Below are 12,677 nucleotides of genomic sequence, written 5' to 3' on the forward strand. Positions count from 1 at the left end.
GGGCGTCTGGAGGAAAATCGCACCATTCGCGCCGCAGACGAGATTTGCCGGTGCGGGGAGGCAACATGACCGAGAATGTTTGGGATTATCACACCGAGCAGTGGAAAAGCGCGGAGCGGCGACGGTGATCAGGCCCGATGCACTCAATGCGCTCAGCGGGCAGATTCTCGACGAGCTTATCGCGGCTTTTGCCGAGTACGTAGCTCACGCAAACAGTGTGTTCACCCGCATGACGGAATTTGATTTGGCCAATCGCTGTAAGGGGCGTGGCAGAATCCAGTGAGGAGTACCGCGTGCCGTTCGGCATCCAACAGCTTCGCTATGCACTCGCCGCAGCCGATCACGGCAGCTTCCATCGCGCCGCTCGGGCACTCGCGGTGGAGGAGTCAACGCTGAGCCGTAACATCCTGCGGCTGGAGCGCGTGATCGGGGCCAAGCTGTTCATCCGCTCGCGCAGCGGCGTGGTGCCCACGATCGCAGGCCGCCAGTTCATGCCGCAGGCACGCCATCTCGTCGCCAACTCCGACCGCTTGGTGGAAACGATGCGGAAGGCCGGTCAGGGCCGTGCCGGCGGCCTCGCGGTCGGCTTCAACGGCCCGATTTCCGCCGGCAATCTGCGCGCGACGTTGTTCGCCTGGCGCGCGAGCAATCCAGAGGTCGATCTCGAAGGGGTCGAGGGCGAGCGGCTATCGCTTCTCGCCGGGCTCGATGCCGGCGTCCTCGATCTGGCCGTCATGCCGGGCGAGGCCGGTTATCAGGGATTGCGCCGCGTGCCGTTTTGGAGCGAACGCCTCCTGGTGGCGCTGCCCGCCTCGCACCCTCTCGCCGAAAAGGAGAGCGTGGAATGGACCGATTTGCGCGATGAGACCTTCCTGCTCACCGTCGAGGACCCCGGCCCGGAGCTGCGCGACATGGTTCTCGGGCGCCTCGCCGCCTTCGGGATGCGTCCGAAGATCAGGATGCGCTGCGTCAGCCGCGAATGGATCATGAGCGTGCTGGGCGGCGGGCTCGGTGTCACCGTCACCTATGAAGGTGCATCCGGCGCCCGCTATCCTGACGTGGTGCTGCGCGAACTCCACGACGCGCATGGTCGGACTCTGATCGGATATTCAGGCTATTGGCGCAAGGCGAGCGACAATCCTGCACTGAGGCGTTTCCTCACCTTCGTGCGCAGCCGGTATTCACTGGCCTTCGAAATAGACTGATGGAAACATGCTTGCACTTGCCACAATTTCTTTGGCGAAGGAGAGGAAGGATGAAGTCAAACGTCACCGTTATTTCTATCGCCATTGCGCTGATCGTCGGGTTCGGAGCGGGGTTCATCCTGCGGCCGGTCATCGCGCCCGCCCGTCAGACGGTGGCAACCGCAGAGCCGGTCGTCGCAATTCCCGTCGAGACGGCGCCGCGCGCAACGCAGTATTTTGCGGCGCACCTAGATGAAGCGCGCCATGTGGTCGCGGGATGCCAGTCAGGATCGGTACGCGGCGCCGAGTGCGACAATGCCGGGCAAGCCGTCACAGAAGCTGAAGGCAGGGCGCGATTCAGGAAGTTCATGGGCAACTGATCGCACCGCCGCGCCGTCAGCCTTGCTGTCGCCGCGCTTTGAGGAAGGCACGATCGGCCCCGATGAACCGCTGGAGCATGGGCACGATCAGCCGGCCCGGTTCGATCGGCGCGTCGCCGGCGTCGGCAAGCAGGCGCGCGTAGAGCGCGAGATCCGCGTGGAGCGACGCCGGCAATTCCACGGTCAGCTTCACCGGCTTTTCATCGACGATCGGTCCCAGCCTGAGTTTGGCGGTCATTGTCCACCTCCCGCCGGAGCCAATACAAGATCGCGCGTAACAATCACCCGGACCGGGAAACCGGGCCGGATGGTGAGCGTGGGCTGGATGTTCAGCTCGCGCTCGACGACCTGCTGACCGGCCTGGCTGAATCCGTTGGCGGCCCCGGCCCGGAGCGCCTGCGCCAGATTGTTCTCGCTCTGGCTGGTGCCGGCCTCGCTGCCGACGCTGAGCATGGTCGAGAGCAGCGCGGCCTTGAACAGCTTGCCCCAATGATTGTTCACCCCGTCTTCGAGGCCCGCATAGCCAGCCGCATCGGCTCCCGGCTGGCGCTCGAGCGCGATCGAGCGCCCATCGGGCAGGATCAGCCGGGTCCAGGCGAGCAGCACGCGGCTCTGCCCGAACGAGACAGAGGAATCATAGGCGCCGATCAGTTTCGAGCCTTGCGGGATGAGCAGGATGCGGCCCGTAGGGCTGTCATAGACGTTCTGCGTCACCTGGGCGGTGATCTGGCCGGGAAGATCGGAACGGAGGCCGGTGATGAGCGCGGCCGCGATCACGCTGCCGGCCTGCACCACATAGGGCGACGGCGGCGCCGCCAGCCGTTCGGCGCTGACGGCGCGGCGGTCGCCATCATCCTTGAGAAAGGCGCGTTTCTCCGCCTGGCTGTTGGGGCTGGCGTCCTCCGGCTGCGTCGTCGGCGTCGCGGCCGGCAATGTCGCGGCGGGCTGGTCCGCGAGGGCAAGCGCGGGAGCCGCGGCGGACGCGGTTGCACCGCCGAGGAACAGCTTGCTGGTGCGCGCGGCGTCGCGCTCCTGAAGGACGCGCTGCCGCGCCTCCACGGCGGCGTTCGCCTGCGCGCTCGGACCGGCCGGGGCCGTGCCCGGCGCTCCCAGCGCGGCCTCGCGGCGCTGCTCGGCCGAGAGGATCGGAGGCCCGAGATCGCCGGGCAGCGCGGGGCCGAGCTTCGGGACATGCCCGTAATCCTTCGGCGCGGTGGCGATGACATCGGCGGTCGGCCGGTTTTCGGTGCTGTAAAGCTCCTTGGCCTGATGCTGTCCGGCGGGGCGCAGCGCGTAGATCAGCGAGCCGCCGATGCCGAGGCCGGCGACAACGCCGACCGCCGCCAGCGCCTTGCGGGACAGCCGCATGACGCGCGGCGGGCTCCCGCGCAGCCGGAAGGCTTCGGATGGCGCGGCCGCGGCGGCCGGCGCCGGGGCGCCCGCCGGGGTCTCCGGCGCGGCCGGGCCTTGCTCGGCCCCGCTCATGACCGCCCCCGGTGCGTGCCGTCGGTGCGGGTGATCCGCACCTTCTGCTGGGACTTCTTGTCGCCCATGCGCAGCTCGGCAGCGCCGAACAGCCGGTCCACCACCATGTAGCGGCCCTGGACCCGGTAGTTGACCAACTCGCCGGCACCGGCCGGGCCGACCACGAACAGCGGCGGCATCTCGCCCTGCGCGATCCCGGCCGGGAACTCGATGAACACCTGTCGGCCGTCATCTAAGGCGCGCAGCGGCTTCCACGGCGCGTTATCGCCGTCGATCGCATAGCGGAAGTTCAGCGCGGCGACATCCACGCCCGACGCCACCGGCGCGGCGCTGGCGGCCGCCGCATTGTCGCGCCGGAGCGCGATCAACCTGTCCTGCGGATAGGTCCACGAGACCGACGCCATATAGGTCGCGGCCGTCGCGCGCAGTTCGAGGTGATAGGTGCGCTGCGTGGTGTTGATGACGAGGTTCGTGATGAGGTCGGAGCGCGTGGGCTTCACGAGGATATGCACGCGCTTCGTCGCGCCCGATCCGCTTTCGGTGTCGCCGATGATCCAGCGCACCGTGTCGCCAGCCGCGACGGGACCGGAGCCGGCAAGCTGCTCGCCCTCCTCCAGCGCGATGTCCGTCACCTCGCCGGGCGCGGTATAGACCTGGTAAAGTGCGCCATCGGCATAGGGGTATTGCTGGATGGCGTTGAGGAAGCCGTCCTTGACCGGCTGCACACGGGCGGCGGCGTTGGCGATGCCGACACGCTCTTTCGGGTCCGCGGGCTCGGGAACGCGCGGCGCGGCCGTCACCGGCTTCAACTGACCCGGCAACGGCAGCGGCTGCGGGATCGCTATCACCTCGACGGGCTTCGACGGTTCGGGCGCGGGCACGGCCTGAATGGCGGGCGTGGCGTCGTCATAGGCGATGGCGGGCGGCTTCGCGCCAGCGGTGGCGCAGCCCGCAAGCGCGGCGGTGGAGAGCAGCAGGACCGGGAGCGAAGCCCGGCGTGCATCAGGATGCGTCATCGGACAGCTCCTTCGACCAGTTGATGGCGTTGACGTAGATCCCGAGCGGATTCTTGCGGAGCGCGTCGGGGGTGGCGGGGGTCTGGATCACGATCGTCAGGATCGCCGACCAGCGCGTGGTGGAAGCGAGGCTGCCGTCCTGATATCGCCGCTCGGTCCAGGCGATGCGGAAGCTGTCGGGCGAGGCCCGGATCACGCTGGAGATGTCCACCGCGACCTGCACCTTGCCGATGTTGGCGAACGGGTCGTTCGACCGCGCGTAGTCGTTGAGCGCGACCGCGCCCTTGTCGGTGGTGAAGTCGTAGGCGCGAAGCCAGTTCTGGCGGACCACGATCGGATCGGCGGCGATCCCGCGCACCTCCTCGATGAAGCGCGCCAGATGGAAGGCGATTTGCGGGTCGGTGGGCTGATAGCCATAATCGGCGGGTGCGACGGCCTGCGCCTGGCCGAGCCGATCGACCTGAACCACCCACGGCACGATCGAGCCGCGTGCGGATTCCCAGACGAGGCCGCCAGCAAGGCCGCCCGACAGCGCCAGCGATGCCAGGCAAGCGAGCCGCCAGTTCTTCGCCTGCACGCGCGCCGAGCCGATGCGGTCGTCCCAGATTTGCGCGGCACGCTGGTAGGGCGTCTCGGGCTCGGGCGTCTGCCCATAGCGGATGGAGGGGCGTCGGAACATAAGCGGCTAGTCCTTCTCGCTGGTATCGACCGAGGCGCCGCCGCCGTGGCTGTCGCCGCCGCGCAGCGTGTGGGCGGCGACGCTCGCGCCGTGGCTCATGGTCTGGCGTTGCTTCATCGACTTCGCCCAGGCCGGGGGGCCGGACGCGCCGGATGCTTCCGGCGCGGCCGCTGGGGCGGAGGTCGCGGCGCGGCCGGATTGGTAGTTCTGCTTCATCGAAGCGGCGGCGCGGCGCAGCGGCGACATGGCGGCGCTTCCCGCCGCCTTGCCGACGCCGCCAAGGCCGCCGGCTACCGAAGCCGCGCCCGACTTGCCCGCCGATCCGGCCGAATAAGCGCCGGAGGCGGCGCCTGCGGCGCGGGCTCCGCCCGTCGCCATGCCACCGATCGCGCCTGCCGCAGCCCCGGCCGCGAGGCGCGCACCGGCGACGCCGCCCATGATCGCGCCGCCGGCCGCGAGCGCCGTTCCGGCGGCCGCACCGGCTCCGAGCGCCGGACCGCCCGAAACGATGCCGTTGGCGATGCCGGGACCGAAGATGGAGAGGCCAAGCAGTGCCAGCGCCGCGAGTGCGATCGCCATCACGGTTTGGGCGTTCGGCGTCGCCCCGAGACCCGTGGTGGTGAACTGGCTGAACAAGGTGGTGCCGATGCCAGTGATGACGGCCAGCACCAGCACCTTGATGCCGGTCGACACGATGTGGCCCAGCACCTTCTCGGCCATGAAGGCGGTGCGATGCCAGAAGGCGAACGGCAGCAGCACGAAGCCGGCGAGCGTCACCAGCTTGAACTCGATGATCGTGATGAAGACCTGCACCGTCATCACGAAGAAGGCGAGCACGACGATCACCCAGGCGAGCATCAGGACGATGATGGCCGCAAGATTAGCGAAGACCGCCCAGATGCTGCCGTATTCCTTGGTCGCGTCGACCAACGGCTGTGCGGCGGTCAAGCCGGCCGCGGCGATGCTGCCGGGCTTCATGAAGTCGGCGAGCGCCATGCCGCCGCCACTGGCCTTGAGCCCCAGTCCGGCAAAGCTCTGAAAGACAATTGTGGCGAGGTTCGAGAAATTGCCGATGATGAAGGCGAACACGCCGATGTAGAGGGTTTTCTTGATGAGGCGCTGCAAGACGTCCTCGTCCGCGCCCCAGGCCCAGAACAGACCCGCGATGGTCACGTCGATCACGATCAGCGTCGAAGAGAGGAAGCCGACCTCGCTCCCGAGCAACCCGAAGCCGCTGTCGATGTAGCGCGTGAAGGTGTCGAGGAAGGTGTCGATGACGCCGGTGTTCATGGCCGTGCTCCTGTCGCGCCGGGAAGCGGCGCCGCGCCCTGCGGCTCGCCCTGTCCCTGAGCTGCGACCTGATCCGCTGTGCCGATCGTCTCGGCGGACGGGTCGTTCTGGCCGAAGAAGCGGCGGCGGTTCGCCGCCCATGCCGCTTCGCATCCCGCGTCGGGCATGGTGAGCGTGGCGCAGCGGTCCAGCTCGCGCGCGAGCGGATCGGACGCCGCGGTGACAGGCGAAGCGTTCATGTCCGCCGGAGCAGGCTGGTCCCGCTTCGTCGTGCCGACGATCACCACCGCCATCATCATGCCGGCGAGCGCCGCGACGCCCGCGATCTTGAGGTTGCGCGAGGGCATCGGTCGTCAGTTGCCGTTGTCGAAGAAGCGGCTGAACCGCTCGCGGCCGTCCGCCTCGATCTGCGTCTGGCGGGCCATTTCCAGTGCTTGCGCGCGCGACTGCGCGGCGGCCAGCGCGGTCAGGTCGGCGATCTGCTGCGACTGGAGCGCGAGAAGCTGGTTGCCCGCCTGCGCCGCCTGCAAGGCGCCGGTCGCCGACTGGCTGGCGGAGACCAGGCCGTTCATGCTGGTGCGGGCGCCATCGATATTGCCGACGACGCCCGCCTGAACCCTCATCGTGTCCTGAAACGCGGCGACGCTGGTTTTCCAGCTCTCCTGCGCGTTGGCGACCATCTGCGCGTCGGAGGTCGAGGCGGTGGCGCCATTGTAGCGGGTGGTGAACGCCTGATCGATCGACTGGACGCTGTAGGCGATGCGCTGGGCGTTGTTGAGCAACTGCTGGGTGCGCTGGATTTGCGCCTGCAACGTCGCCAGTGTGCTGAACGGCAACGAAGCGAGGTTCTTCGCCTGATTGATCAGCGAGGTGGCCTGGTTCTCGATCTGCTGGATCTGGTTGTTGATCTGTTGCAACTCGCGCGCGGCGGTAAGCACATTCTGCGCGTAGTTGGTCGGATCGAACACGATGCCGCTGCCGAATTGCGCGTAGGCGGGCATCGGCATGACGACCGGGGCGATGGCCGTTGCGACGAGAACGCCGGCCATGAGGGCGCGGCGGATCGGCTCGGATTTCATGGTTCGATCTCCATGTCAGGCGTGAGAGGAAGTTCGCTCTGGCGCTGCCGCGCATCGTGCGGATCGTCGGGCGCGAAGACGGGCAGCAGGTCCGCCGCCCAGCCCACGCCACTTTCGCGCAGCCAGGCGGCGGCGAAGCCGTCGCGGCCATGCAGGGCCATCAGTTCGGCGATGCGCAGTTGGTCGGTCTTCGAGGAGGCGGCGGTGAAGGCCAGCGCGACCTCGCCCAAGCCCAGATCGAACAGCCGGTTGCCGCGCCGCGACTGGCAATAATAATCGCGCTTCGGCGTCGCCCGGCTGAGGATTTCGATCTGGCGGGCGTTCAACCCGAACCGCTCATAGATCGCCGCGATCTGCGGCTCGGCGGCGCGCTCGTTGGGCAAGAAGATGCGCGTCAGGCAGGACTCGATGACGGCAGGGGCGATGGCCGAGGACTCGATGTCGGCGAGGCTCTGCGTGGCGAAGATGACGCTGGCGTTCTTCTTCCTGAGCGTCTTGAGCCATTCGCGGAGCTGCGCCGCGAACTCCGGGCTGTCGAGCACCAGCCAGCCTTCGTCGATGATGATGAGCGTGGGCGAGCCGTCCAGCCGGCCCTCGATGCGGTGGAACAGGTAGGAGAGCACCGCCGCGGCCGAGCCGGCGCCAACCAGCCCTTCGGTCTCGAACGCCTGGACCGATGCCTCGCCGAGTCGCTCCGCCTCGGCGTCGAGCAGCCGGCCCCACGGCCCGCCCACGCAATACGGGCCGAGCGCCTGCTTGAGCTGCTGGCTCTGGAGCAGAACGGCAAGGCCCGTCAGCGTCCGCTCGGCCACGGGCGCGCTGGCGAGCGAGCCGAGCGCCGACCAGATATGCTCCTTGGCCTGCGGATCGATCGCCACGCCTTCGGAGGTCAGGATCGCCGCGAGCCATTCGGCGGCCCAGGTCCGCTCTGCGGGATCGTCGATCCGGGCGAGCGGCTGCAACTGCACGCCGGCTTCGTCATCCGAGAGGCCGCCGCCAAGGTCTTGCCAATCCCCGCCCATCGCCAAGGCGGCGGCGCGGATGCTGCCCCCGAAGTCGAAGGCGAAAATCTGCGCCCCGGCATAGCGGCGGAACTGCATCGCCATCAGTGCCAGCAGCACCGATTTGCCCGCGCCCGTCGGCCCGACGATGATCTCATGGCCGACATCGCCGACGTGAAGGGAAAATCGGAACGGGGTCGAGCCTTCGGTCCTTGCATAGAGCAACGGGGGCTGTCCGAAATGCTCGTCCCGTTCCGGCCCCGCCCATACCGCTGACAGGGGGATCAGGTGGGCGAGATTGAGCGTCGAGACCGGGGGTTGCCGGACGTTGGCATAGACGTGGCCCGGAAGACTCCCCAGCCATGCCTCGATCGCGTTCATGCCTTCGGGGATCACGGTGAAGTCGCGGCCCTGAATGACCTTCTCGACAAGGCGCAGCTTCTCGGCGGCGACGGCCGGGTCGCGGTCCCACACCGTCACGCTGGCGGTGACGAGGGCGAGGCCCGCATAGTCGGCGCCCAGCTCCTGCAAGGCGGTGTCGGCGTCGGCGGCCTTGTTCGAAGCGTCGCTGTCCATCAGGACCGACGCCTCGTTGGTCATGACTTCCTTGAGGATCGCCGCGACCGACTTGCGCTTGGCGAACCATTGCCGCCTGATTTTCGTGAGCAGCTTGGTCGCGTCGGTCTTGTCGAGCATGATCGCGCGGGTTGCCCAGCGATACTCGAAGGCGAGCCGGTTCAGCTCGTCGAGCAGGCCGGGAAAGGTGACGCTTGGAAATCCAATGATGGTGAGCGTGCGGAGGTGATGATCGCCCAGCTTCGGCTCCAGCCCGCCGGTCAGCGGCTCGTCGGCGAGCAGCGCGTCGAGATGGATCGGCGTTTCCGGCACGCGGACGCGCTGGCGCTGGGTCGAGATGGTGCTGTGCAGGTAGGTCAGCGTCTCGGCGTCATCGAGCCAGCGGACTTCGGGCACGAAGCCTTCGACCAGATTGAGCACGCGGTCGCTGCGGTCGATGAAGCCCTTGAGCAGCTCCCACGGATCGACGCCGCTGCCGGAGCGCCCCTCGTAAAGCCAGCCTTCGGCACGCGCGGCGTCCTCGGCCGGCGGCATCCAGGCCAGCGTCAGATAATAAAGGCTCTCGAAATGCGCGCCTTCCTCGCGGAACTGTTCGCGCCGCTCCATATCCACCAGCGCCGAGGCCGGATCGGGAAACTCGGATTCAGGATAAGCGTGCGCGGGGATGCGCTGCGCTTCGACGAAGATCGCCCAGCCCGAACCGAGCCGGCGCAGCGCATTGTTGAGTCGCGCCGTGGTCGCGACCAGCTCGGCCGGCGTGGCGCTGTCGAGATCGGGGCCGCGAAAGCGCGCCGTGCGCTGGAAGCTGCCATCCTTGTTGAGCACGGCCCCTTCGCCGACCAGCGCCGCCCAGGGCAGGAAGTCGGCGAGCTGCGCGGCACGGTCGCGATATTCACGTAATGACATCATGGCCGCATCCAGACTGGATAACGAAGGTGCCGGCGGGCGACATCGACGAACTGCGGATCGCGCCGCGCCGCCCACACACCGATCGCATGGCCGACCGCCCACAGGACCAGGCCGGCGATCCAGAGGCGCAGGCCGAGCGCGAGCGCGCCGGCCAGCGTGCCGTTGAGGATCGCGAGGCTGCGCGGCGCGGCGCCCAGCAGAATCGGCTCGGTCAGCGCGCGATGCACCGGCGCGGTGAAGCCGGCGGCGGGTTCACCGATGTCGCCTGCCAGCGCCATCAGACCAGCGCCCCGCCGCTGAACGAGAAGAAGCTGAGGAAGAAGCTCGACGCGGCGAACGCGATCGACAGGCCGAACACGATCTGGATCAGCCGGCGGAAGCCGCCGCTGGTGTCGCCGAACGCAAGGCTCAAGCCGGTGACGATGATAATGATAACCGCGACGATCTTGGCGACTGGCCCCTGGATCGATTCGAGGATCGAATTGAGCGGTGTTTCCCAGGGCATCGACGAGCCCGACGCATAGGCCGGTGTCGTCGCCAGCAAGGCGGCGATGGTGGCGGGAATGAGCATGGCGCGGCGTGCGCCATGCCGAACGGCATGGATCATGGCAGGTCTCCCGATTGGGCGGTGGAAAGTGGCGTGAGGCAGTAGTCGCCGGTGGCGGGGTCGAGCCCTTCGACGCGCGCTAGCTCGGCGAGCCGGCGGCCGTGGCCGTCGCGCACCAGCACCGCGATCATGTCGATGGTCTCAGCGAGCAGCGCGCGCGGGACCGTGACGACGGCCTCCTGAATGAGCTGCTCCATCCGGCGCAGCGCACCGAGCGCGGTGCCGGCGTGGATGGTGCCGACACCGCCGGGATGGCCGGTGCCCCAGGCTTTGAGAAGATCGAGCGCCTCGGCGCCCCGCACCTCCCCGATCGGGATGCGGTCGGGGCGCAAGCGGAGCGATGAGCGGACGAGATCGGACAACGAGACCACGCCATCCTTCGTCCGCATGGCGACGAGGTTGGGCGCGGCGCATTGCAGCTCGCGCGTGTCCTCGATCAGCACGATGCGGTCGCCCGTCGTGGCGACTTCCGCGAGCAGCGCGTTGACCAGTGTGGTCTTGCCGGTGCCGGTGCCGCCCGCCACGAGGATGTTGGCGCGGCCCGCCACGCCTTCACGCAGCGCCTCGGTCTGCGCCGCTGACATGATCCCGGCCGCCGCATAATCGTCGAGCGTGAACACGGCGACGGCGGGCTTGCGGATCGCAAAGGCCGGAGCCGCGACGACGGGCGGCAGCAATCCCTCGAACCGTTCGCCGCCCTCGGGCAGCTCGGCGGATACGCGCGGACTTCGCGCGTGAACCTCGACGCCGACATGATGGGCGACCAGGCGGACGATCCGCTCGCCATCGGCGGCGGCAAGCATCATGCCGGTGTCGGAGATGCCCTGACCCAGCCGATCGACCCACAGGCGGCCGTCCGGGTTCAGCATCACCTCGATGACGGTCGCATCGTCCAGCCACGCCGCGATGGACGGCCCCAGCGCCGTGCGCAGCATTCGCGCGCCGCGTGCCCTGGCTTCGGAACGGATCGGCTGGACGGTCAAGCAACGGCCCCTGATTTGAGCCGGGCGAACAGCCGCTCGGCGTCAGGGGTGCATTAAAAGAACTCGAAAACTGGCGGTCGCAACACCTATGTCGAGGCGTAGTAGAGGCGGCGGCAGATAAGTGCAGGCGGCGGAATCAAGACACTCACATTGCCTTACTTCCCGGCGACCTTTGCATTCTCAAGCAGCAACACGGATTGCATGTCCGCGAGACTATCGGCCATCGCTTTTGATCCTGACATGACACGCGTTGCTTCATGGAGAAATCGTGCCTCCAGTTGATCGATTGCCATTGTCAGGCCACCCGTCGGGCGTGACCTTACATCTGCAACGAGTTGTTCGGGCAAAATTGCGCTCAACAACTGGCGGATGCCGTCGTCCTGCCGCCAATCGTTATAATCTCCCTTCTGGAAGGATCGAGCGATCAGCAGTGAAGATCGCATGTAAACCGCCCGTATAATAAAAAATATCAGCCACAGGCGATCTCCGCAAAACAAACGGTGCTTGTCCAGATTTGGCTCCAATACCGCGCCATTGATCGCAAGATTGTCAAATTCATTTCGGTGCGCCTCGACATAGGCGATCAGGTTGGCGTGTGCAGCCTCATCTTGAAACGCCTGAGCCGCCTCATCGGCGAGAAACAGGGTATCGAACACCACCATGCCACTGAAATTGTGCTTCATGGTCACGACCAAGCCCCACAAGGCAGTCACAGTTTCAATGATGTGCGGGTGCAAGCCGGAGTTGCTCGCCGTCAACATATCCACGGATGATTTCAGGGTGGAGTAGGAGCCCAGAATCTCTCCCTTCACCTTTTCCAGCTTGATATCGCTGCGACGCTCAATTTCCTTGTCTACAAACTTTGTGATTGCCCCTGGCAGGAGTTTCGCGAAGACAAAACCGAAGATCACTGGCGCGATAATACTGGCGGTGAGCAGGGCGATATCTGACATGCCGGGACGATAGCGTTACGAAAGACTCCCCGCCATGCCTTTTGAATCCTCCGCCGCGCGTTGGACGAAGGATCACGGTTCAAGATCAAGAGACTATCGGCTATCCTGTTCCATCGCGTTTTCGGTGGAGGCGCCGATATCCTCGCCGATCTCGTCGAGCAGACTCTTGCCGCTGGCGTAGCGTCGCCCGAGCGTCTCGACGAACCCCTCATAGCGTTTGCGCCCCTTCACCTGGGCGGCCGCCTGATCCTCGTCGGGAAGCGGCGGTGTGACCGAAAGCCAGAAGCGCACAAATAGCGCCAATGCCTCGGTGGCGAGGCCGGTATTGCGTTCGAGCCGCTGCACCTGACGGGTCAGCCGGTCGAGCCGGCGCGCGAAGGCGGCCTCCAACCGATCGGATCCATCGGGCGACAGATAAGACGCCACCGCCGCTTCGACGATCGCCGAGCGCGAGATACGTCGCCGGATCGCCAGTTCGTCCACCTGACGGGCCAGCTCCGGCGGGAAATAGACGTTGAGCCTCACGCGCATCGTT

16 protein-coding genes are annotated in these 12,677 nt (G+C 67.0%); 3 read left to right on the forward strand and 13 right to left on the reverse strand.

What is annotated here, in order from left to right; genetic code table 11:
* Positions 1 to 100 precede the first annotated feature (100 nt).
* Genes EEB18_RS21410 through EEB18_RS21420 form a run of 3 tightly spaced genes read left to right on the forward strand, consistent with a single transcriptional unit; the run spans position 101 to position 1,564 of the window.
* Positions 101 to 283 carry a hypothetical protein gene (locus tag EEB18_RS21410; protein WP_187669046.1) on the forward strand — a complete coding sequence of 61 codons (183 nt, stop codon included), beginning with the start codon at positions 101 to 103 and terminating at the stop codon, positions 281 to 283.
* A gap of 10 nt (positions 284 to 293) precedes the next feature.
* Entirely contained in the window at positions 294 to 1,205 is a 912-nt protein-coding gene (locus EEB18_RS21415; RefSeq protein WP_187140714.1) for a LysR family transcriptional regulator, read from the forward strand.
* 50 nt (positions 1,206 to 1,255) lie between these two features.
* Positions 1,256 to 1,564 carry a hypothetical protein gene (locus EEB18_RS21420; protein WP_187140715.1) on the forward strand — a complete coding sequence of 103 codons (309 nt, stop codon included), beginning with the start codon at positions 1,256 to 1,258 and terminating at the stop codon, positions 1,562 to 1,564.
* A gap of 16 nt (positions 1,565 to 1,580) precedes the next feature.
* Here the strand turns inward: EEB18_RS21420 and EEB18_RS21425 are convergent, their stop codons facing one another.
* The 13 genes from EEB18_RS21425 to EEB18_RS21485 all read right to left on the reverse strand — a co-directional run bounded on the left by EEB18_RS21425 (position 1,581) and on the right by EEB18_RS21485 (position 12,673).
* Positions 1,581 to 1,802 (reverse strand): DUF2274 domain-containing protein, encoded by a 222-nt coding sequence (locus EEB18_RS21425; RefSeq protein ID WP_187140716.1) that lies wholly within the window; start codon positions 1,800 to 1,802, stop codon positions 1,581 to 1,583.
* Positions 1,799 to 3,049, reverse strand: a complete 1,251-nt coding sequence (locus EEB18_RS21430; RefSeq protein WP_187140717.1) for a TrbI/VirB10 family protein — start codon at positions 3,047 to 3,049, stop codon at positions 1,799 to 1,801. Before EEB18_RS21430 ends, EEB18_RS21425 begins: the two co-directional genes overlap by 4 nt.
* Positions 3,046 to 4,065: a P-type conjugative transfer protein TrbG gene (gene trbG, locus EEB18_RS21435; protein ID WP_187140718.1), complete on the reverse strand. Its 1,020-nt coding sequence runs from the start codon at positions 4,063 to 4,065 to the stop codon at positions 3,046 to 3,048. Before trbG ends, EEB18_RS21430 begins: the two co-directional genes overlap by 4 nt.
* A complete protein-coding gene (gene trbF / locus EEB18_RS21440; protein WP_187140719.1) occupies positions 4,052 to 4,744 on the reverse strand; it encodes a conjugal transfer protein TrbF in 693 nt (230 codons plus the stop codon). The genes trbG and trbF overlap by 14 nt, the downstream gene beginning before the upstream one ends.
* A gap of 6 nt (positions 4,745 to 4,750) precedes the next feature.
* The gene (trbL, locus tag EEB18_RS21445; protein WP_187140720.1) at positions 4,751 to 6,034 is read right to left on the reverse strand and encodes a P-type conjugative transfer protein TrbL; all 1,284 of its coding nucleotides are present in this window, start codon (positions 6,032 to 6,034) and stop codon (positions 4,751 to 4,753) included.
* On the reverse strand, positions 6,031 to 6,381 hold the full coding sequence (trbK-alt, locus tag EEB18_RS21450; RefSeq protein WP_187140721.1) for a putative entry exclusion protein TrbK-alt: 351 nt from the start codon (positions 6,379 to 6,381) through the stop codon (positions 6,031 to 6,033). The genes trbL and trbK-alt overlap by 4 nt, the downstream gene beginning before the upstream one ends.
* 6 nt (positions 6,382 to 6,387) lie before the next feature.
* The gene (gene trbJ / locus EEB18_RS21455; RefSeq protein ID WP_187140722.1) at positions 6,388 to 7,113 is read right to left on the reverse strand and encodes a P-type conjugative transfer protein TrbJ; all 726 of its coding nucleotides are present in this window, start codon (positions 7,111 to 7,113) and stop codon (positions 6,388 to 6,390) included.
* Positions 7,110 to 9,599 (reverse strand): conjugal transfer protein TrbE, encoded by a 2,490-nt coding sequence (gene trbE / locus EEB18_RS21460; RefSeq protein ID WP_187140723.1) that lies wholly within the window; start codon positions 9,597 to 9,599, stop codon positions 7,110 to 7,112. Before trbE ends, trbJ begins: the two co-directional genes overlap by 4 nt.
* Complete coding sequence (locus EEB18_RS21465) at positions 9,596 to 9,877, reverse strand: VirB3 family type IV secretion system protein (protein ID WP_187140724.1); 282 nt, start codon at positions 9,875 to 9,877, stop codon at positions 9,596 to 9,598. Before EEB18_RS21465 ends, trbE begins: the two co-directional genes overlap by 4 nt.
* Positions 9,877 to 10,170 carry a TrbC/VirB2 family protein gene (locus EEB18_RS21470; RefSeq protein ID WP_410468140.1) on the reverse strand — a complete coding sequence of 98 codons (294 nt, stop codon included), beginning with the start codon at positions 10,168 to 10,170 and terminating at the stop codon, positions 9,877 to 9,879. Before EEB18_RS21470 ends, EEB18_RS21465 begins: the two co-directional genes overlap by 1 nt.
* A gap of 32 nt (positions 10,171 to 10,202) precedes the next feature.
* A complete protein-coding gene (gene trbB / locus EEB18_RS21475; protein ID WP_187140726.1) occupies positions 10,203 to 11,189 on the reverse strand; it encodes a P-type conjugative transfer ATPase TrbB in 987 nt (328 codons plus the stop codon).
* A 155-nt stretch (positions 11,190 to 11,344) separates the two neighbouring features.
* Complete coding sequence (locus EEB18_RS21480; RefSeq protein ID WP_187140727.1) at positions 11,345 to 12,142, reverse strand: hypothetical protein; 798 nt, start codon at positions 12,140 to 12,142, stop codon at positions 11,345 to 11,347.
* Positions 12,143 to 12,235: 93 nt separating this feature from the next.
* Complete coding sequence (locus EEB18_RS21485) at positions 12,236 to 12,673, reverse strand: CopG family transcriptional regulator (RefSeq protein ID WP_187140728.1); 438 nt, start codon at positions 12,671 to 12,673, stop codon at positions 12,236 to 12,238.
* Positions 12,674 to 12,677: the final 4 nt, after the last annotated feature.

Origin of the sequence: Sphingopyxis sp. OPL5 (assembly GCF_003797775.2) — a bacterium.
In the GTDB taxonomy this organism is placed as follows: Bacteria; Pseudomonadota; Alphaproteobacteria; order Sphingomonadales; family Sphingomonadaceae; genus Sphingopyxis.

Coding starts and splice junctions, on each gene's coding strand:
- EEB18_RS21430 (WP_187140717.1), bottom strand. CDS start 3,049: ATGAGCGGGGCCGAGCAAGGCCCGGCCGCGCCGGAGACCCCGGCGGGC.
- trbE (WP_187140723.1), bottom strand. CDS start 9,599: ATGATGTCATTACGTGAATATCGCGACCGTGCCGCGCAGCTCGCCGAC.
- EEB18_RS21465 (WP_187140724.1), bottom strand. CDS start 9,877: ATGGCGCTGGCAGGCGACATCGGTGAACCCGCCGCCGGCTTCACCGCG.
- trbF (WP_187140719.1), bottom strand. CDS start 4,744: ATGTTCCGACGCCCCTCCATCCGCTATGGGCAGACGCCCGAGCCCGAG.
- trbK-alt (WP_187140721.1), bottom strand. CDS start 6,381: ATGCCCTCGCGCAACCTCAAGATCGCGGGCGTCGCGGCGCTCGCCGGC.
- EEB18_RS21480 (WP_187140727.1), bottom strand. CDS start 12,142: ATGTCAGATATCGCCCTGCTCACCGCCAGTATTATCGCGCCAGTGATC.
- trbG (WP_187140718.1), bottom strand. CDS start 4,065: ATGACGCATCCTGATGCACGCCGGGCTTCGCTCCCGGTCCTGCTGCTC.
- EEB18_RS21470 (WP_410468140.1), bottom strand. CDS start 10,170: ATGCTCATTCCCGCCACCATCGCCGCCTTGCTGGCGACGACACCGGCC.
- EEB18_RS21425 (WP_187140716.1), bottom strand. CDS start 1,802: ATGACCGCCAAACTCAGGCTGGGACCGATCGTCGATGAAAAGCCGGTG.
- EEB18_RS21420 (WP_187140715.1), top strand. CDS start 1,256: ATGAAGTCAAACGTCACCGTTATTTCTATCGCCATTGCGCTGATCGTC.
- EEB18_RS21485 (WP_187140728.1), bottom strand. CDS start 12,673: ATGCGCGTGAGGCTCAACGTCTATTTCCCGCCGGAGCTGGCCCGTCAG.
- trbJ (WP_187140722.1), bottom strand. CDS start 7,113: ATGAAATCCGAGCCGATCCGCCGCGCCCTCATGGCCGGCGTTCTCGTC.
- trbL (WP_187140720.1), bottom strand. CDS start 6,034: ATGAACACCGGCGTCATCGACACCTTCCTCGACACCTTCACGCGCTAC.